Here is a 19,639-nt window from a genome sequence, read left to right on the forward strand (position 1 = left end):
GGGTCCGCACCACCCGGCCGGAGCGAAGCGGGACGGCTGTCACACCGGCTCATCCTGCGCGGGCGGTACGGGAAACCGGCTAGGCTTGAGCCCATGTGTGGAATCGTTGGATATGTGGGCCACTCCGCTGGCCGGACAAATACTGGACACAATGCCCTGGACGTTGTCCTCGAGGGCTTGCGGCGCCTGGAGTACCGGGGCTACGACTCGGCGGGCATCGCCGTCGTGGCGGACGGTACCATTTCCTCGCGCAAGAAGTCGGGCAAACTGAGCAACTTGATCGCCGAGCTCGAGGCGAGCCCGCTGCCGGAATCCCTGACCGGCATCGGTCACACCCGCTGGGCCACCCACGGTGGCCCGACGGACCAGAACGCGCACCCGCACCTGGCCGACGGCGGGAAGCTGGCCGTGATCCACAACGGCATCATCGAAAACTTCGCCGAACTCAAGCTGGAGCTCGTGGCCAAGGGAGTGGAATTCCGCTCCGAGACGGACACGGAAGTCGCGGCCGCACTCCTGGGCGATATCTACCGGAACCAGCTGAAGGGCGATCCCGCCAACGGGGGCCTCACCAAGGCGATGCAGCTTGCCTGCCAGCGACTCGAAGGTGCCTTCACCCTGCTCGCCGTGCACGCCGACCAGCCCGACGTCGTCGTGGCGGCGCGCCGGAACTCACCGCTCGTGGTGGGCCTCGGCGAGGGGGAGAACTTCCTCGGCTCCGACGTCTCCGGTTTCATTGACTACACGCGGCGCGCCGTCGAGCTGGGCCAGGACCAGATCGTCACCATCACCGCCGACTCCGTGGAGATCACCGACTTCTACGGTGCACCGGCCGAAGGCAAGGAATACAAGGTCGACTGGGACCCGGCCTCGGCGGAAAAGGGCGGGTTCCCGTCCTTCATGGAAAAGGAAATCCACGACCAGCCGGACGCCGTGCTGCAGACCCTGCTGGGCCGCTCCGACCTCCACGGCAAGCTGACGCTGGACGAAGTCCGGATCGACCCGCAGCTGCTCAAGAGCGTCAACAAGATCATCGTCCTGGCCTGCGGCACTTCCGCCTACGCCGGGCAGGTGGCGAAGTACGCGATTGAGCACTGGTGCCGGATCCCCACCGAGGTGGAGCTCTCGCACGAATTCCGCTACCGGGATCCGATCGTCGACGAGAACACCCTGATCGTCTCCATCTCCCAGTCCGGCGAGACCATGGACACGCTCATGGCCGTCCGCTACGCCAAGGAACAAGGCGCCAAGACGGTCTCCATCTGCAACACCAACGGGTCCACCATCCCGCGTGAATCGGATGCCGTCCTCTACACGCACGCCGGCCCGGAAATCGCCGTCGCCTCCACCAAGTCGTTCCTTGCACAGATCACGGCCGCCTACCTGCTGGGCCTGTATCTGGCACAGTTGCGCGGCAACAAGTTCCAGGGCGAGATCAAGGACATCCTGGCCGACCTCCGAAAGATCCCGGCCAAGATCCAGCAAATCCTGGACAACGAAGGCCAGATCAAGGAACTCGGCCGCTCCATGGCCGACGCCAAGTCGGTGCTGTTCCTGGGCCGTCACGTCGGATTCCCGGTGGCCATGGAAGGTGCTCTCAAGCTCAAGGAGCTCGCCTACATCCACGCTGAAGGCTTCGCGGCCGGTGAACTCAAGCACGGTCCCATCGCCCTGATCGAAGAGGGCCAGCCGGTCTTCGTCGTGGTCCCGTCACCGCGTGGCCGGGATTCGCTGCATGCCAAGGTGGTCTCCAACATCCAGGAAGTCCGGGCGCGCGGCGCGAAAACCATCGTGATCGCCGAAGAGGGCGACGAGGCGGTCAAGGCGTACGCCGAGCATGTCTTCTACATCCCGGAGACTCCCACGCTGCTGGCGCCGCTGCTCAGCACGGTCCCGCTGCAGATCTTCGCGCTGGCTCTTGCCTCCGCCAAGGGCTATGACGTGGACCAGCCGCGCAACCTGGCCAAGAGCGTGACCGTAGAATAGCCGCATGATTGTTGGCATTGGCGTAGACGTCGTAGACATTGAACGGTTCGGCCGGCAGCTGGAGCGCACCCCCGGGCTGCGCGACAGGCTGTTCGTGCCGGCCGAGCGCGAACTGAACACGCGGTCCCTGGCCGCCCGGTTCGCCGCCAAGGAAGCCGTGGCCAAGGTCCTTGGGGCTCCGGCCGGGATGAACTGGCAGGACTGCTGGATAGGGCTGGACCAGAACGGGCCCACGGTCCAGGTCAAGGGCACCGTGCTGGCCGTGGCCGAGTCGAAGGGTGTCAAGCGCTGGCATCTCTCGATGAGCCACGACGGCGGGATCGCCACCGCAACGGTTCTCGCCGAAGGCTGACATAGAACCGGCTGAAGGACCAGGCACTTCCCAGCGACAGTGAATGGATTGAAATCATGATCAGCGCCTACACCGGAACCCAGATACGCGAGGCTGAACAGCGCCTCCTGGATAAAGGTGCGGGCGCTGTCCTGATGCAGCGGGCCGCCTACGGACTGGCCAACGCCGTGGTCCGTGAGCTGCAGCGTCGCGGGGAGCGGCTCTACGGCGCCGGCGTGACGGTGCTCGCGGGCAAGGGCAACAACGGCGGCGACGGACTGTTCGCCGCCGCGCTGCTGGCCGGCCGGGGAATGCGGACGACCGCGGTGCTCACCGCGGGCGACGCCCACGCGGAAGGCCTCGCGGCCTTCGAACGAGCCGGCGGGCGGGTGCTGCGCCTGACACCCGCAAACGTCGCGGAAGTGTCAGCGGCGGCCGCGCGTACCGGCGTCGTGATTGACGCGGTCCTCGGAACGGGCGCCCAAGGCGGGCTCAGGGGACCCGCGGCGGCGCTGATGCAGAAGCTGGGGCGTTCCCGCCCCGGGCTGGTGGTTGCCTGCGACATTCCCAGCGGCGTCGACGCCGACACCGGGGAAGCGCACGCGCCGGTGCTGGCCGCCGATGTCACGGTGACGTTCGGCGCCGCCAAGGCCGGCCTGCTGGCAGACCCCGGAGCGGACTTCGCCGGCCGCGTACAGGTCATTCCCATCGGCATCGAAGCAGGGCTCCCGTGGCCGGCCCTGCGACGGCTTGAGCCCGAGGATCTTTCCGCCCTGCTGCCACGCCCCGAACGGCGGGCGCACAAGTACTCCAGGGGAGTGCTCGGGGTGGTCGCAGGCTCCAGTGCTTATCCCGGCGCCGCCGTGCTGGCCTGCAAGGGCGCCCTGGCAGCCGGCGTCGGCATGGTGCGTTACCTTGGGCCGCAGGACGTCGCCGATCTCGTCCGCCAGGCGTGCCCTGAGATTGTGTGCAGCGCCGGAACCGTGGCCGATACGCACGTCCAGGCCTGGCTGGTGGGCTCCGGGCTGGATGACTCCGATGAGCAGCAGTTGCAGCGCGCCCGCGACGCCGCAGACTCGGGCCTGCCGACGATTGCCGACGCCGGCGCATTGCCGGCCCTGCCTGATGTGCTGGCCCCCCAGGTAATCCTGACACCCCACGCCGGCGAACTGGCGTCATTGCTCCAGCGACTCGGGGTTGCCCTGGACCGCTCGGCGGTAGAAGCTTCCACGCTCAGCGCGGTGCGGCGGGCCGCGGGTCTGACCGAAGCCACGGTGCTGCTCAAGGGAGCGACCACCCTCGTTGCCTCCCCCTTCCAGGACTTCTACAGCCAGGCCGAGGGCACACCCTGGCTCGCCACGGCAGGCAGCGGCGACGTCCTGGCCGGAGTCATCGGTGCCCTGCTTGCCCAACTGGGTGCCGACGTCGGGCGATTCGGTGAGCGTGGCATCGATCCCGACGAAAGATGGGCGGCGATTGCCGCCATGGCCGCGAGCCTGCACGGACGGGCGGGAAGCCGCGCCTCGGCCGGGGGACCCGTGACCGCCAGTGCCATCGCCCGGGCCCTGCCGGGGGTGCTGCGGGAGTGGTAATGAAGCGCCCCGACAAGCACCCCGACGGGGATGGTAACCCTACTTACCAGTAGTGTTGTCTAGAGATTGTCCGCACGGCACGAGGAGAACACATGGAAGTATGGCCCGGAACGGCTTATCCGCTGGGAGCCACTTTTGACGGCACAGGCACGAACTTTGCACTGTTCAGCGAACGCGCTGAACAGGTGGAGCTCTGTCTCCTGTCTGAGGACCTGACCGAGACCCGGTTCGAGCTGACCGAGGTGGACGGCTACGTCTGGCACTGCTACCTGCCGCAGGTCCAACCCGGCCAGAAGTACGGTTACCGGGTTCACGGCCCGTACGATCCGGCGAGCGGCAACCGCTTCAACTCGAACAAGCTGCTGTTGGACCCGTACGCCAAGGCCATCCAGGGCCAGATCGACTGGGACCCGGCGCTCTTCTCCTACGACTTCGGCGACCCCGACTCGCGCAATGACAGCGACTCGGCGCCGCACACCATGCACGGCGTGGTCATCAACCCGTTCTTCGACTGGGACGGGGACCGCCAGCTGCGCATCCCGTACCACGAGTCGGTCATTTATGAGGCCCACGTCAAGGGCCTGACCGAGCTGCACCCTGAGATCCCGGAAGACCAGCGCGGCACGTACGCCGGCGTCTCGCACCCCGCCGTGATCGAGCACCTCAAGAAGCTCGGGATCACCGCGATCGAGCTCATGCCCGTCCACCAGTTCATCAACGACGGCACCCTGGTGGAGAAGGGCCTCAACAACTACTGGGGCTACAACACCATCGGCTTCTTCGCGCCGCAGAACACCTACAGCTCCACCGGCGACGTCGGGCACCAGGTCCAGGAATTCAAGGCCATGGTCCGCGATCTGCACAAGGCCGGCATCGAGGTGATCCTGGACGTGGTGTACAACCACACCGCCGAGGGCAACCACCTGGGCCCCACCTTGTCCTTCAAGGGCATCGACAACGCGGCCTATTACCGGCTGGTCGACGGCGACCTGAAGCACTACATGGACTACACCGGCACCGGAAACTCGCTCAACGTCCGGCACCCGCATTCCCTGCAGCTGCTCATGGACTCCCTGCGCTACTGGGTAACGGAAATGCACGTCGATGGTTTCCGCTTCGACCTCGCGTCCACGCTGGCCCGCGAGTTTTACGACGTGGACAAGCTGTCCACCTTCTTCGAACTCATCCAGCAGGACCCGATCGTCTCCCAGGTCAAGCTGATCGCCGAGCCCTGGGACGTCGGTCCCGGCGGCTACCAGGTGGGCAACTTCCCGCCGCAGTGGACCGAGTGGAACGGCAAATACCGCGACACCGTCCGCGACTTCTGGCGCGGCGAACCCAAAACCCTGGGCGAATTCGCCTCCCGGCTCACCGGCTCGGCAGACCTCTACGAGAGCTCCGCGCGGCGCCCGGTGGCCTCCATCAACTTCGTGACCGCCCACGACGGCTTCACCATGCGCGACCTCGTGTCCTATAACGAGAAGCACAACGACGCCAACGGCGAAGGCAACAACGACGGCGAATCGCACAACCGGTCCTGGAACTGCGGCGCTGAAGGCGAGACCGAAGACGACACGGTGCTGACCCTCCGCGCCCGGCAGCAGCGCAACTTCATCGCCACCCTGCTGCTCTCGCAGGGCGTCCCGATGCTCCTGCACGGCGACGAGCTGGGCCGCACCCAGCAGGGCAACAACAACACCTACTGCCAGGACTCCGAACTGAGCTGGGTGCACTGGGACGCCGTGGACCAGCCCCTGGTGGAGTTCACTGCGGTGGTCAATAAGATCCGCCACGACCACCCCACGTTCCGGCGCAGCCGCTTCTTTGACGGCCGGCCGGTCCGCCGTGGCGAGGGCGAGAAGCTTCCAGACATCGTCTGGCTGAACACCGACGGCAAGGAAATGCTCCCCGAGGACTGGGACAGCGGCTTCGGCCGGACCATCGGAGTCTTCTACAACGGCCACGGCATCCAGGAACAGGACTCCCGCGGCCGCCGGATCACGGACGACAGCTTCCTGCTGACCTTCAACGCCCACGACGACAACGTGGACTTCCTGCTCCCGGCGGACGAGTACTCGCGGTTCTGGGACGTCCTGGTGGACACCTCGGACCAGGCCGACACCGATGAACCGCTCAAGGCCGGCTCCGTGCTGAAGCTGGCGGCCAAGTCCCTGGTGGTTCTGCGCGCCCACTCGGGCCCCGAGGTGGAGGTGGACTACTCCGCAGCCGCGTCCCTGGCCGCCCGGGCCGAGGCTTCGGAGGACGAGGCCGGTCAGGAGGGCGCCGATTCCGCGGAAGCGGCGCCAGCGGTGCCGGCGTCGGAAGCACCCGCCCCGGAGGCCCCGGCACCGGAGGCGGCCCCGGAGGCGGAAGCCGCACCGGAGGCGGCTTCTAAGGCCAGCGCTTCCACGCAGGGTTCCGCCAAGGGCTCCGCCTCGAAGAAGACGGAGGCGAAGAAGCCCAGGACCCGGAAGGGATCCGCTAAATGAGGACTCCCGCTTCCACCTACCGGCTGCAGATCCGCTCCGGTTTCACCCTTCAGGACGCCGCCGAAACGGTGCCGTACCTGAAGGCCTTGGGCGTGGACTGGATCTACCTTTCGCCGATTTTGACCGCGGAGAAGGGCTCGGACCACGGCTACGACGTCACCGACCCTTCCGCCGTCGACCCCGACCGCGGCGGCGCCGGGGGGCTCATCGCAGCTTCCCGGGCCGCCCGGGAGGCCGGGATGGGGGTGCTTGTGGACATCGTGCCCAACCATGTCGGAGTGGCAACCCCCGCCCAGAACCCCTGGTGGTGGTCCCTCCTCAAGGAGGGCCGGCAGTCCCGCTACGCCCAGGCGTTCGACGTCGACTGGGACTTTGGCGGCGGCCGCATCCGGATCCCTGTGCTCGGCGAAGACTCTGACCTTGACGCGCTGGAGGTCCGGGACGGGGAGCTGCGGTACTACGACCACCGCTTCCCGCTCGCCGAAGGCAGCTACACCGAAGGCGATCACCCCCGCGGGGTCCACGACCGGCAGCACTACGAGCTGATCGGTTGGCGTCGGGCGGACAACGAGCTGAACTACCGCCGGTTCTTTGCCGTCAACAGCCTGGCCGGCATCCGGGTCGAGGTTCCGGAGGTCTTCGACGAGGCCCACGAGGAGATTGTGCGCTGGTTCCGCGAGGGGCTGGTGGACGGGCTGCGGATCGACCACCCGGACGGCCTGGCCGATCCGCAGGGCTACCTGCGCCGGCTGCGGGACGTCACGGGCGGAAGCTACCTGCTGATCGAGAAGATCCTCGAGCCCGGGGAAGTGCTGCCGCCCGGCTTCGAATGCGAGGGCACCACCGGGTACGACGCCCTGGCGGACGTGGACCGGGTCTTCGTCGACCCCGCAGGCCAGGGCGCCCTCGATGCGCTGGACACCGGACTGCGCGGCGGCCAGGCCGCGGACTATGAGGCCATGATCCGCGGCACCAAGCGCAGGATCACGGACGGGATCCTGCACTCCGAGATGCTCCGGCTGGCCCGCCTGGTGCCGGCCGACGCCGGCCTCACGGTCGAGGCTGCCGCTGACGCGCTGTCCGAAATCATTGCCGCGTTCCCGGTGTACCGCAGCTACCTGCCGGAGGGTGCAGACGTGCTCAAGGAAGCCTGCGAACTCGCGGTCCGCCGACGCCCCGAACTGGAAGACGCCGTCGGCGTGCTCCTGCCGCTGCTGCTGGATGCTGGTCCGGAAGCCGGCGCGGAGCTGGGGCGCCGCTTCCAGCAGACCTCCGGGATGGTGATGGCAAAGGGAGTGGAGGACACCGCGTTCTTCCGCTACACCCGGCTGGGCACCTTGACCGAAGTGGGGGCGGATCCCACGGAGTTCGCCGTGACGCCGGCGGAGTTCCACCACCGGATGGCCCGCCGCCAGGCGGAGCTGCCGCTGTCCATGACCACCCTCAGCACCCACGACACGAAACGCAGCGAGGACACCCGCGCGCGGATTTCGGTGCTCGCGGAACTGGCCCCGGAATGGAAAGCGTCCCTGGCCCGGCTGCAGGAACTCGCTCCGCTGCCGGACGGCCCGCTGGCGAATCTGCTGTGGCAGGCCATCGCCGGAGCGTGGCCCGCGGACCGTGGCAGGCTGCAGTCCTACGCGCAGAAGGTCGCCCGCGAGGCCGGAAATTCGACCAACTGGACGGACCCGGACGCGGGCTTTGAGGACAAGCTCTCCGCCGCCGTCGACGCGGCCTTCGACAATGCCGGGGTCCGCGCTGAACTGGCGGCGCTGGTGGCGCTGCTGGAACCGTACGGCGCCGCCAATTCGCTCGGCGCCAAGCTGGTGCAGCTGACCATGCCCGGGGTCCCGGACGTCTACCAGGGCACGGAATTCTGGGACCGCTCGCTTACCGATCCGGACAACCGCCGGCCGTTCAGCTTCGATGCCCGGAAGCGCGCCCTTGCCGCGCTCGACGCCGGCGAGCGGCCGGCGTCGTTCCTCGACGAAACGGCGAAGCTGCTGGTGACCTCGCGGGCGCTGCGCCTGCGCCGGGACCGGCCGGAACTGTTCGCCGGCTACGCGCCGGTTACGGCCACGGGCACCGCCGCTGCGCACCTGCTCGCCTTTGACCGTGGAACCGCCACTGTAGGGGCGCTCACGCTCGCGACCCGGTTGCCCCGCGGGCTGGAGCACAAGGGCGGCTGGCAGGACACCGCCATCAGCCTGGCCGCCGCCATGACCGACGAGCTGACGGGCCGTTCCTTTGGCGCGGGCCAGGTACGCGTGGCCGACGTCCTGGCGAGCTACCCCGTTGCGCTCCTGGTGCCCACCGCCTAAGCAGTCCTTGAAGTACCGACATTGGGGAACGGAAGAATGCCATGACCTTGCCTGCACACGGAACCGAACGCTTCGATCTCTGGGCGCCCGAAGCCCAGGCGGTCACGCTCCTCGCTGACGGCCGGAAGTATGACATGAACCGCCGCGGCGGGGAGGCGCCCGGCTGGTGGACAGCCGCCGGCGCTCCGGCAGCCGGCGCTCCGGCAGCCGGCGCTCCCGCCGCCGGCGAGGTGGACTACGGCTACCTGGTAGACGGGGACACCATCCCGCTGCCGGACCCGCGGTCGAGGCGCCAGCCCGAAGGCGTCCATTCCCTCTCGCGGACCTTCGACGCCGGAAGCCACCAGTGGTCGGACGGTCAGTGGCAGGGCCGCGGGCTGGAAGGCGCCGTGATCTACGAGCTGCACGTGGGCACCTTCACCCCCGAAGGCACCCTGGACGCGGCCGCCGGGAAGCTGGGCTACCTCGCGGATCTCGGCGTCGACTTCGTGGAACTGCTCCCGGTCAACGGCTTCAACGGTACCCACAACTGGGGCTACGACGGCGTGCTCTGGTACGCCGTGCACGAGGGCTACGGCGGACCCGCCGCGTACCAGCGATTCGTCGACGCGGCCCATGCTGCCCGCCTTGGCGTCATCCAGGACGTGGTCTACAACCACCTCGGCCCCAGCGGCAACTACCTTCCGCGGTTCGGGCCTTACCTGAAGTCGGGGGAGGGCAACACGTGGGGCGACTCGATCAACCTGGACGGCCCCGGCTCCGACGTCGTGCGCGAGTACATCCTGGACAACGCCGCGATGTGGCTGCGGGACTACCATGTGGACGGGCTGCGCCTCGATGCCGTGCACGCCTTCAAGGACGAGCGGGCGGTCCACCTGCTGGAGGAGTTCGGCGCGCTCGCGGACGAAGTGTCCGCGGAGACCGGCCGCCCCGCCACCATGATCGCCGAATCCGACCTGAACAATCCCCGGCTGCTCTATCCCCGGGACGTCCACGGCTACGGCCTGGCGGGACAGTGGAGCGATGACTTCCACCACGCCGTCCACGTCAACGTCAGCGGGGAGGCCACGGGCTACTACGCAGACTTCGCATCGCTCGGGGCGCTGGCCAAGGTCCTGCGCTCGGGGTTCTTCCACGACGGCAGCTACTCCAGCTTCCGGGAGCGGCATCACGGCCGGCCCATCGACACCGCCCTGGTCCATCCCGCGGCCCTCGTGGTGTGCAGCCAGAACCACGACCAGATCGGCAACCGGGCCACCGGTGACAGGCAGTCCCAGTCGCTGGCGTACGGGCAGCTGGCGCTCGCCGCCGTCGCCACCCTGACCTCGCCCTTCACCCCGATGCTGTTCATGGGCGAGGAATACGGGGCCAGCACACCGTGGCAGTTCTTCACCTCGCACCCGGAGCCGGAACTCGGCAAGGCCACCGCCGAGGGCCGGATCAGGGAATTCGAGCGCATGGGCTGGGACCCCGCCGTCGTGCCTGATCCCCAGGATCCGGAGACGTTCACCCGTTCCAAGCTCGACTGGTCCGAAGCCGCGGACGGGGAGCACGCCCGCTTGCTGGAGCTCTACCGCGCGCTGATTGCGCTGCGCCGTTCGACGCCGGAGCTCGCCGGCCTCGGCTTCGCAGACACCGCCGTCGAGTACAGCGAAGCGGACCGCTGGCTGGTGCTGCGGCGCGGCCGAGTCCAGGTGGCGATGAACTTCTCCGCCGAGCCGCGCCGGGTCGCCGTCCGCGGCACCTCCCTGCTGCTCGCCACGGACGCCGGCGCCGTGCTCGACGCCGGTTCCCTGCTCGACGCCGGCTCCGCCGGTCCTGCCGGCCAGGAGGCCGCCGGACGCCTCGACCTGCCCGGCCACAGCGCGGCCGTTGTCTCCGACTAAGTATTCCGAATAAGCGCTGTTTCCGGATAAGCGTTCGAATCAGACAGGATAGTACGTATGACTTATGTTGCGGCTGAGAACCGATATGACTCCATGCCCTACCGCCGCGTGGGCCGCAGCGGCCTGAGACTCCCGGCGATTTCGCTGGGCCTGTGGCACAACTTCGGCGATGACTTGCCCTTCGAGACGCAGCGGGCCATCCTGCGCCGCGCGTTCGACCTCGGCGTCAACCACTTCGACCTGGCCAACAACTACGGCCCGCCGGCGGGCTCGGCCGAGACCAATTTCGGCCGCCACCTGCGCGACGACTTCGCCCCGTACCGGGACGAGCTCATCATCTCCACCAAGGCCGGCTACAACATGTGGCCGGGCCCGTTCGGAGAGTGGGGTTCCCGCAAATACCTGCTCGCCAGCCTGGACCAGTCGCTGAACCGCATGGGCCTGGAGTACGTGGACATCTTCTACAGCCACCGTCCGGACCCGGAGACGCCGATGGAAGAGACCATGGGCGCCCTGGACCAGGCCGTCCGCTCCGGCAAGGCCCTCTACGCCGGCATCTCCTCCTACACCCCGGAGCAGACCCTGGAAGCGGCCCGGATCCTGAAGGAACTCGGCACCCCGCTGCTGATCCACCAGCCCAGCTACTCCATGCTGAACCGCTGGACCGAAAACGGCGGTCCCAACCTGTACGAGGCACTGGAGCAGGTGGGTGCCGGCTGCATTGCGTTTTCCCCGCTGGCGCAGGGCATGCTCACCGACCGGTACCTCAACGGCATCCCGGCCGATTCCCGCGCCGCCCAGGACAAGTCCCTGAACGAAGCGATGATCACCGGGGACAAACTGAACCGCGTGCGCGGGCTGCAGCGGATCGCGGAGAGCCGGGGGCAGTCACTGGCGCAGATGGCCATCGCCTGGATCCTGCGGGACCAAGACAAGGGCTCCCCGGTGACGTCCGCGCTCGTCGGGGCCTCCAGCGTCCGGCAGCTCGAGGACACGCTGGCCGCCATCAAGCAGCTCGACTTCACCGCCGGGGAACTCACGTCGATCGACGAGTTCGCCGTCGAATCCGAAATCAACCTCTGGGCCCAGAAGTAGCGGGCCGTCCCTCGTAACAGAGGCGCCGGGGCCGTCGGGAACAACCGGGGCCCCGGCGCCGTTGACTTAGAATGCTAAGGGCGCCGTATGGCGCCGTGCCCGCCTGCCGCCGTCGCACATCAGCGTGCGTCCGCGCCGGGCACATGAAGTTTGTTCTCAAAGGAGTTCCGTGTCTTCAAATCCGATTCGTGTTGCAATCGTAGGCGTAGGTAACTGTGCCGCTTCGCTGGTCCAGGGTGTCCAGTACTACCAGGATGCTGATCCCCAGGCCACGATCCCGGGTCTGATGCACGTGGAGTTCGGCAAGTACCACGTCAAGGATGTGGAGTTTGTGGCCGCTTTCGACGTCGACGGCAAGAAGGTGGGCCTGGACCTCGCCGACGCCATCAGCGCCAGCGAAAACAACACCATCAAGATCGCCGATGTTCCGCCGAGCGGCGTCACCGTGCAGCGCGGCCCGACCCTCGACGGGCTCGGCAAGTACTACCTCGAAACCATCGAGCAGTCCGCCGAGGAGCCGGTGGATGTCGTCCAGGTCCTCAAGGACGCCAAGGTCGACGTCATGGTCTGCTACCTGCCCGTCGGGTCGCAGGAGGCCGCCGAGTTCTACGCCCAGGCCGCGATCGACGCCGGCGTGGGCTTCGTCAACGCCCTGCCGGTCTTCATCGCCGGCACCAAGGAATGGGCCGACAAGTTCACCGCCGCCGGTGTCCCGATCGTGGGCGACGACATCAAGAGCCAGATCGGTGCCACCATCACGCACCGCGTCATGGCGAAGCTCTTCGAAGACCGCGGCGTCACCCTGGACCGCACCTACCAGCTGAACGTCGGCGGCAACATGGACTTCAAGAACATGCTGGAGCGCGACCGCCTCGAATCCAAGAAGATCTCCAAGACGCAGGCCGTCACCTCCAACGTGGAAGCCGACATTGCGCCGCGCGACGTGCACATCGGCCCGTCGGACTACGTGCAGTGGCTCGATGACCGCAAGTGGGCCTTCGTCCGCCTCGAGGGCCGCAACTTCGGCGATGCCCCCGTCTCGCTGGAGTACAAGCTGGAGGTCTGGGACTCGCCCAACTCCGCCGGCGTGATCATCGACGCCATCCGCGCCGCCAAGATCGGCCTGGACCGCGGCATCGGCGGCCCGCTGCTCTCGGCGTCGAGCTACTTCATGAAGTCCCCGCCGGAGCAGTTCAACGACGACCTCGCCCGCGAAAAGGTCGAGGCCTTCATCCGCGGCGACGTGGAGCGCTAACCACCGGAGGCTCCCTCACCTCTGGTGGGCTGAGACGGAACGCTCCCTCACCTCTCGTCGGGTGAGGCGGAACGCTCCCTCACCTCTGGTGGGCTGAGACGGGACGCTCCCTCACCTCTGGTGGTTGGGCGGAACGCTCCCTCACCTCTCGTCGGGTGAGGCAGAACGCTCCCTCACCTCTGGTGGGGGAGCGTTCTGGTTCGGGACGCTTCACGAGGGAACCGAGACCCTCCCTCACCTTTCGCAATCGTTAGCGCAGCGCTCCTTCAGATCGCGCGGGAGAATCCGGCTGCCGCCGCGGGGCTGAGGTAAGCGGTGCGAAGTATTCCCTTGATCCTTGCCATCGCCTTCCCGAAGCCGTCCGCAAGGTCGTCTTTTGTCAGGACGAGTACCGTCCATCCCGCTGACTCGAAGGCCTTGTCACGCCGGCGGTCGCTGAAGATCTGGGTGGGGAGCAGATGGTGGCCGCCGTCGTACTGGACGGCGAACCTCCGTCGGCGATACCCAAGGTCTGCCGTCGGGGAACCTGGGCTCTCCGGGCGCAGCGGGAGCTGCAGCTCCGGCTCCGGGAGACCGGCGTCGCACATCGCCAGGCGCAGCAGTGTTTCCGGTCCCGAGTCGGATCCCACTCGCATCAAGTCCAAGGCCGCCCGGGCGCGGACGATTCCCTGCAGATTCGGGTGTCGGCGCACCATCGAACGCAGCCCATCGATGGTCGCGAAGGCCTCGCTCCGTCCCTCCAAACCGAACCGGGGAACCCGGACGAGCTCGTCGCCCATGCAGACCAATTCGGACAGGCTCAACCGCCGGGCGAGGTCGAGCCACGTCCGGGGACGCGTGCTGATCCAGATGCCGTCCGCAGTTTCGACCTCGTCATCTAAAGCCAGAACGGTGTGCCCGATGATGCCCTTGCGCCGGACCTCGGGCAGGGCCCGCGGCTTGCTCACGTGCAATTCCTCGCAGTCCGAGAGCCATGGAGGCAGCAGCTGGCAATGCAGCCTCGCCGCCGAGACATGCGAGATCCACGCGCCAGGCGAGGCCGAGGAAAGTGCACGCGCCGCGGCCTCGAGCTCGAAATCCCAGTCAGCTGGGCGGTATAGCCCTCGGCTGATGTGCTCGACGTCGGCCCGTCTGAGCCTGTTGTCCGGCACGCCCAACGCCCTGGACGCCGTGATGGTGAAGGGTGCCGAGTTCAGCGAGCCGGGAAGTGCCATCCGCGTTTGCATAGTCGGATTGTGACCCGAAACAAACAACCGGTGCAGAAGTTATCCACAGCCTTGCCAGATGCGCCGGCCCACTGCGGCGCCGGCGGCGGTCGGAACCCGCGGGAAGTGAGGGAGCGTCCGTGGGGGGACGCAGGAGGTGCGGGGGCGTCCGTCGGGGAGGGGCGGGAAGTGAGGGAGCGTCTAGAAGAGGCCGACGGGGTTGCCGTCGGCGTCGACGTCCATCCGCATCGCCGCGGGGACCTTGGGCAGCCCGGGCATGGTCATGACGGCGCCGGTGAGCGCGACGATGAAGCCGGCGCCGGTCTTGGGAATGAGGTCGCGGACGTGCACCGTGAACCCCTTCGGGGCGCCGAGCTTGCTCGCATCGTCGCTGAAGGAATACTGGGTCTTCGCCATGCAGACGGGGAATCCGGACCAGCCGTTTTTCTCGATCTCGGCGAGCCGCTTGAGCGCCGGCACGGAGAAGTCCACGCCGTCGGCCCCGTAAACTTCCTGCACGATGGTCCGGATCTTGTCCTCCACCGACATTCCCAGCGGGTACAGGTGCCGGAACGTGTGCGGCGCGTCGATGGCGGCGGCCACCCTGGCCGCGAGTTCGTCGCCGCCGTCGCCGCCCCCGCCGTGGCCCCAGACGTCGGCCACGGCCGCCTGCACGCCCTCCGCGGCGCACCAGTCGAGCAGCCAGTCGAGCTCCTCCTGGGTGTCGGTGGCAAACTTGTTGATCGCCACCACCGGCGTGATGCCGAATTTCTCCACGTTGCGGACATGCCGCTGGAGGTTGGCGACGCCGGCGGCCAGCGCCTCGACGTTCGGTTCCTTGAGGTGGTCCGTGGCGATGCCCCCGTGCATCTTGAGCGCCCGGATGGTCGCCACCACCACGACGGCGGACGGCGCGACGTCGGCCACCCTCGCCTTGATGTCCATGTACTTCTCGGCACCCAGGTCCGCGCCGAAGCCGGCCTCGGTGACGACGATGTCCGCCAGGCTGCGCGCCGTCTGCGTGGCGATCAGGGAGTTGCAGCCGTGCGCGATGTTGGCGAACGGGCCGCCGTGCACCAGCGCGGGCGTGCCGGCGATGGTCTGTACGAGGTTCGGCTTGATCGCGTCCTTGAGCAGCATGGTCAGGGCGCCCTGGACGCCGAGGTCGGCCACGGTGACCGGCTGCCTGTCGTAGGTGTAGCCGAAGGTGATCCGGCCCAGCCGTTCCCGGAGGTCGGCCAGGTCCGTGGCGAGGCAGAACACGGCCATGATTTCGGACGCCACGGTGATGTCGAAGCCGTCCTGCCGCGGGATGCCCTGCGCCGGGCCGCCGAGGCCGATCACGACCTCCCGGAGGGACCGGTCGTTCATGTCCAGCACCCGCTTGAAGGTCATCCGGCGGGGGTCGATGTTCAGCTCGTTGCCCTGGAAGATGTGGTTGTCCACGAGCGCCATCAGGGCGTTGTTCGCCGAGGTGATGGCGTGGAAGTCGCCGGTGAAGTGCAGGTTAATCTCATCCATCGGCAGCACCTGGGAGTAGCCGCCGCCGGCGGCGCCGCCCTTCATGCCCAGGATGGGCCCCAGCGAGGGCTCGCGCAGGGCGATCATGACCTTGTGGCCGGCCCTGGCCAGGGAGTCCGCCAGCCCCACGGTGGTGGTGGACTTGCCCTCGCCGGCAGGGGTGGGGGACATCGCGGAGACCAGCACCACCTTGCCGGCAACATGGGCCGGCCCGCCGCCCTGGGACGCACGGAGCTTTGCCGGATCGATCTTGGCCTTGTAGCGGCCGTAGAACTCCAGGGCCTCGGCGTTGATGCCGGCCGCGGCTGCGATCTCCTCGATCGGCCGCATCGTGGCCCGCCGCGCGATCTCCAGATCGCTCAGGACGGCAGGGGCCGCAGCGGCGAGGTCTTCCGGCAGGGTGTTTTCAGACATCGTTGTCCTTCGGCTCGTGGCATCGGTGGGTGTTCGGGCCGGTGGGTGTCCGGCAAGGGGCGGCGGGCCGGGAGTCACCGGCCGGTTGCCCCGGCTGCGGGCGTGTGGCCCACCGGGATGGTTAGGTTTCCAAAATACTGGCTCAACGCGGTGTGATAGCTCTCCAGCGTGATGGCGGCGGTGCGCTGCCAGCCGAAGCCCTGGGCGTGCAGGGCCGCGGCCCGGCCCATATCCTCGCGCGTGGCAGGGTCGTCGTACAGCGACTCGAGCGCGTCCGCCCAGTCTCCGGGTTTGTGGCCCTCCACCAGCAGGCCGGTGCGTCCGTCGAAGATCGCCCGGGAGAGTCCGCCCACCTTGGTGGCGACCACCGGCGTCCCGCAGGCCTGCGCCTCGAGGGCCACGAGGCCGAAGGATTCGCTGTAGGAGGGCATCACCACGACGTCGGCCGAACGGTACCAGCCGGCGAGCTCCGGTGCGCTGACCGGCGGATGGTGGGTGACGACGTCGTCCATCCCGGCGGAGCTGATCAGGGATTTCAGGTCAAAATCCTTGGCCCCGCTCACCGCGCCCACGATGGTCAGCTGCAGCTCGATGTCCGGGCGGCGGGCCCGGAGCACGGCGGCTGCCTTGATCAGGATCTGGGGCCCCTTGAGCCGCTGGATCCGCCCGGCGAACAGCAGGTGGAAGCGGCCCGGCGGCACACCGTGGTCCGCCCGGGCCCGGCTCCGGAAGGCGGGGGTGAACACGCCCAGGTCCACGCCCGGCGGGGCCACATCGATGTGGTCGTTGTCCGCGTTGTAGTGGGAGACGAGCTCGGCGGCCTCGGTGCCGGTGTTGGCGATGAGACGGGTGGCGCCGTCGACGATCCGGTGTTCGCCGTCCTCGCGCCGGCGCGGTTCCGGCTGCTCACCGGATTCCAGCAGCAGGTTCTTCACCTTGGCCATGGTGTGCATGGTGTGCACCAGCGGCACCCCCCACAGGCTGGCGAGCTCGAGCCCGGCCACGCCGGAGACCCAGTAGTGCGAATGGATCACGTCGTAGCGGCCGTGCGGCTGGAGCTGGCGGATCCTGTCGATCTCGGCCACCATGCTGTGCAGCAGTTCGGGCAGCTCTTCCTTGGGCAGCTTCCGCGGCGGCCCGGCCAGGACGTTGTGGACGCAGACTCCCGGGGACGGGTGCTCGACGGCGGCCTGCCCGGCGGCGGTGGACCTTGTGAAGATCTCCACCTCGACGCCGGTCTCCGCGAGGGCCGCGGCCAGCGCGCGGATGTACACGTTCATGCCCCCGGCGTCGCCGGAACCGGGCTGCTCCATGGGTGAAGTATGGAGGGACAGGAAGGCGACACGGCGAACCAGTGACATCCCTCTCCTCCCTTGACAGGTCCTGGCGGACATTGCCGGAACTGCGTTTCGATAAAACACTACTCCTGAAGTTCCCGCGGATTCACCGGCGTTTTCGCGGCGCCGGTCAGCGGTCCCCGCCTGCTGCTAACGTGGCGGCTGTGAGTGCGAACGCAGAAGCTGAACCAACCGTGGCCGCGTGGGACATCCGGGAGGCCTCCGGCCAGGACTGGCCGGCGATCTGGGAGATCCTGGAGCCCGTCGTCAGGGCGGGGGAGACGTTTACCTGGGACCTGGACACCACTCAGGACCAGGCCCGTGAACGGTGGTTCAAGCGGGCCCCGGGGCAGACTTTTGTGGCGGTCGGCCGAGGCGGGCTCGACGGCGTGGTCCTCGGCACCGGCGAACTGCACGCCAACCAGGGCGGCGGCGGAAGCCACGTCGCCAACGCCGGCTACATGGTCCACCCGGCCCACGGGGGCAAAGGCGTGGCCCGGGCCCTGTGCGCCTACTCGCTGGACGCCGCCCGCGCCGCCGGTTTCCGGGCCATGCAGTTCAATGCCGTTGTGGAAAGCAACGCCCGCGCCGTCGCCGCCTGGACGTCCATGGGCTTCGAGGTTCTCGCGACGATTCCGGAAGCTTTCCACCATCCGCGGCTTGGCTACGTGGGCCTGCACGTGATGTACCGCAGGCTCTGACGGCCGGGTGAATAAGCTGCCGGGTGCTTGGCGGCCGGGTGAATCAGCGGCCGGGCGCTTGACTGCCGGGTGCTTTGGCTGCCAGGTGCGTCAACTGCCGCCGCCGCGCCAGAGCTGCTGCAGCTCCGGGAACGCGGCCTCATAGCCGGCGAGCAGTTTGCCGCCCAGGGCGTCCGAATCGACGAGGGGATGCCGGGCGAAGGCTGCCAGGGCGGCCTCCCGCCGCCCCTCCGCAACGGCCTCCACGACGTGCCGTTCAACGTCCTTGACCCGTTGCATGAGAGCGAGCTGCGCGGGCGCCGGAAGCTGCTGCGGGAGCGGCACCACGCCGTCGTGCGTCACCAGGCAGGGAACCTCGACGACGGCATCCACGGGCAGCCCCGGAATCGCAGCGACCGGACCGCCCGGGCCGGGCCCGGCGTTGGGCGCGTTCAGGATCAAGTCCGTCGCGCCGCCGCCGGACAGGGCCCGCATCGCTGCCAGGGCCACCCGTTCGTAGCCGCCGCCGGCGAGGGCCGTCTCGTCCCGGCGCTCGCCGGCCGGCCGGGCCTCGGCCAGGTACCCCTCCTCGCGGGACCGGCGCGCGGCCTCCCAGAGCGGATACGCCTCGGCCCCGGCGTCGGCAAGCCGCGGGTAGAGCTCGGACTGCTGCCGGTCGATGGACTCGCCCCGGGTCTGGGCGGCTGAGCGGATGCCGGCCAGGGCGCGCCCGGTCTCATAGTAGTAATAAAGGTATTCGTTCGGCAGACACCCCAGCTCGGCGAGAAACGGCTGCCGGAACAGCCTGCCTTCCTCGAAGCCGGAGAGGGCGGCGGCGTCCGCCAGCAGCCCGGGCAGGGCATCCCGGCCGCCGGACTCCAGCCGGTAGAGCCAGCCGAGGTGGTTGAGTCCGTAGTAGCCGACGCCGTCGAGCCGGCCCTCGGGCAGCGCGACGCCGGCCGCCCGCGCCGCGCGGTGCGCGAGCCCGCTGGCGGAATCGCAGATGCCGACCACTTTGCGGCCAAGCACCGGAACCAGGGCCTCGGTGACCATACCGGCCGGATTCGTGAAGTTCAGCAGCCAGGCCTCCGGGCAGCGGTCCCGCATTTCCGCGGCGAGCCCCAGCATCCGGGGAATGGACCGCAGCGCATAGGAGATGCCGCCGGCGCCGGTTGTCTCCTGGCCGAGCAGCCCCAGGTCCAGGGCGATCCGCTCGTCGGCGGTCCGGCCGGCAGTGCCGCCGGGGCGGATGGCGGCAAACACCATGTCCGTGCCGTCGAGGGCCTCCGGCAGGGAGGTAGTGGCCCGGACCGTGGGAGAGGTCCCCGTGGACACGCCGGCGGGTGCCTGCCGCGCCGCCAGCGAGGCCAGCACCGCGTCGATCGCGGCCAGCCGGCCGGGGTCGACGTCGTACAGCACGAGTTCCCGGACCAGCCCGGCGAAAGGCCCGGAGCAAAGCGCCCGGTAGACCAGCGGTACCCGGAATCCGCCGCCGCCGGCAATCATGAGCCGCATGCGCACAGTCTA

At 68.5% G+C, this 19,639-nt stretch carries 13 protein-coding genes; 9 read left to right on the plus strand and 4 right to left on the minus strand.

Translation table 11 applies throughout. The features are described from left to right. Window positions 1-93: 93 nt before the first annotated feature. The 8 genes from glmS (at window position 94) to ABIB26_RS06960 (ending at window position 12,955) form a co-directional block, all read left to right on the plus strand. Window positions 94-1,986, plus strand: coding sequence for a glutamine--fructose-6-phosphate transaminase (isomerizing) (glmS, locus tag ABIB26_RS06925; RefSeq protein WP_354240801.1), 1,893 nt, complete (start codon window positions 94-96; stop codon window positions 1,984-1,986). A gap of 4 nt (window positions 1,987-1,990) precedes the next feature. Then, window positions 1,991-2,338 (plus strand): holo-ACP synthase, encoded by a 348-nt coding sequence (locus ABIB26_RS06930; RefSeq protein ID WP_043482943.1) that lies wholly within the window; start codon window positions 1,991-1,993, stop codon window positions 2,336-2,338. A 56-nt stretch (window positions 2,339-2,394) separates the two neighbouring features. After that, window positions 2,395-3,909 carry an NAD(P)H-hydrate epimerase gene (locus ABIB26_RS06935; protein ID WP_354240803.1) on the plus strand — a complete coding sequence of 505 codons (1,515 nt, stop codon included), beginning with the start codon at window positions 2,395-2,397 and terminating at the stop codon, window positions 3,907-3,909. Window positions 3,910-4,001: 92 nt separating this feature from the next. Beyond that, on the plus strand, window positions 4,002-6,398 hold the full coding sequence (gene glgX, locus ABIB26_RS06940) for a glycogen debranching protein GlgX (protein WP_354240804.1): 2,397 nt from the start codon (window positions 4,002-4,004) through the stop codon (window positions 6,396-6,398). After that, complete coding sequence (gene treY, locus ABIB26_RS06945; RefSeq protein WP_354240806.1) at window positions 6,395-8,719, plus strand: malto-oligosyltrehalose synthase; 2,325 nt, start codon at window positions 6,395-6,397, stop codon at window positions 8,717-8,719. Before glgX ends, treY begins: the two co-directional genes overlap by 4 nt. Window positions 8,720-8,760: 41 nt before the next feature. Further along, window positions 8,761-10,605 (plus strand): malto-oligosyltrehalose trehalohydrolase, encoded by a 1,845-nt coding sequence (gene treZ, locus ABIB26_RS06950; RefSeq protein ID WP_354240808.1) that lies wholly within the window; start codon window positions 8,761-8,763, stop codon window positions 10,603-10,605. 57 nt (window positions 10,606-10,662) lie between these two features. After that, window positions 10,663-11,700, plus strand: coding sequence for an L-glyceraldehyde 3-phosphate reductase (gene mgrA, locus ABIB26_RS06955; protein WP_354240810.1), 1,038 nt, complete (start codon window positions 10,663-10,665; stop codon window positions 11,698-11,700). Window positions 11,701-11,869: 169 nt separating this feature from the next. Further along, a complete protein-coding gene (locus ABIB26_RS06960; RefSeq protein WP_354240812.1) occupies window positions 11,870-12,955 on the plus strand; it encodes an inositol-3-phosphate synthase in 1,086 nt (361 codons plus the stop codon). 266 nt (window positions 12,956-13,221) lie between these two features. Here ABIB26_RS06960 and ABIB26_RS06965 read toward each other — a convergent pair whose 3' ends face one another. The 3 genes from ABIB26_RS06965 to mshA all read right to left on the minus strand — a co-directional run bounded on the left by ABIB26_RS06965 (window position 13,222) and on the right by mshA (window position 17,456). Then, window positions 13,222-14,169: a hypothetical protein gene (locus ABIB26_RS06965; protein ID WP_354240814.1), complete on the minus strand. Its 948-nt coding sequence runs from the start codon at window positions 14,167-14,169 to the stop codon at window positions 13,222-13,224. A gap of 192 nt (window positions 14,170-14,361) precedes the next feature. Beyond that, entirely contained in the window at window positions 14,362-16,095 is a 1,734-nt protein-coding gene (locus ABIB26_RS06970) for a formate--tetrahydrofolate ligase (RefSeq protein WP_354240816.1), read from the minus strand. Between the two features lie 74 nt (window positions 16,096-16,169). Then, a complete protein-coding gene (mshA, locus tag ABIB26_RS06975; protein ID WP_354240817.1) occupies window positions 16,170-17,456 on the minus strand; it encodes a D-inositol-3-phosphate glycosyltransferase in 1,287 nt (428 codons plus the stop codon). A gap of 140 nt (window positions 17,457-17,596) precedes the next feature. Here mshA and ABIB26_RS06980 point away from each other — a divergent pair, with 140 nt between their 5' ends. Continuing rightward, window positions 17,597-18,133: a GNAT family N-acetyltransferase gene (locus ABIB26_RS06980; RefSeq protein WP_354240819.1), complete on the plus strand. Its 537-nt coding sequence runs from the start codon at window positions 17,597-17,599 to the stop codon at window positions 18,131-18,133. Window positions 18,134-18,223: 90 nt separating this feature from the next. Here ABIB26_RS06980 and ABIB26_RS06985 read toward each other — a convergent pair whose 3' ends face one another. Beyond that, the gene (locus tag ABIB26_RS06985) at window positions 18,224-19,627 is read right to left on the minus strand and encodes a family 4 glycosyl hydrolase (RefSeq protein ID WP_354240821.1); all 1,404 of its coding nucleotides are present in this window, start codon (window positions 19,625-19,627) and stop codon (window positions 18,224-18,226) included. Window positions 19,628-19,639 lie beyond the last annotated feature (12 nt).

Source organism: Arthrobacter sp. UYEF20 (assembly GCF_040546335.1).
Classification (GTDB): Bacteria; Actinomycetota; Actinomycetes; order Actinomycetales; family Micrococcaceae; genus Arthrobacter.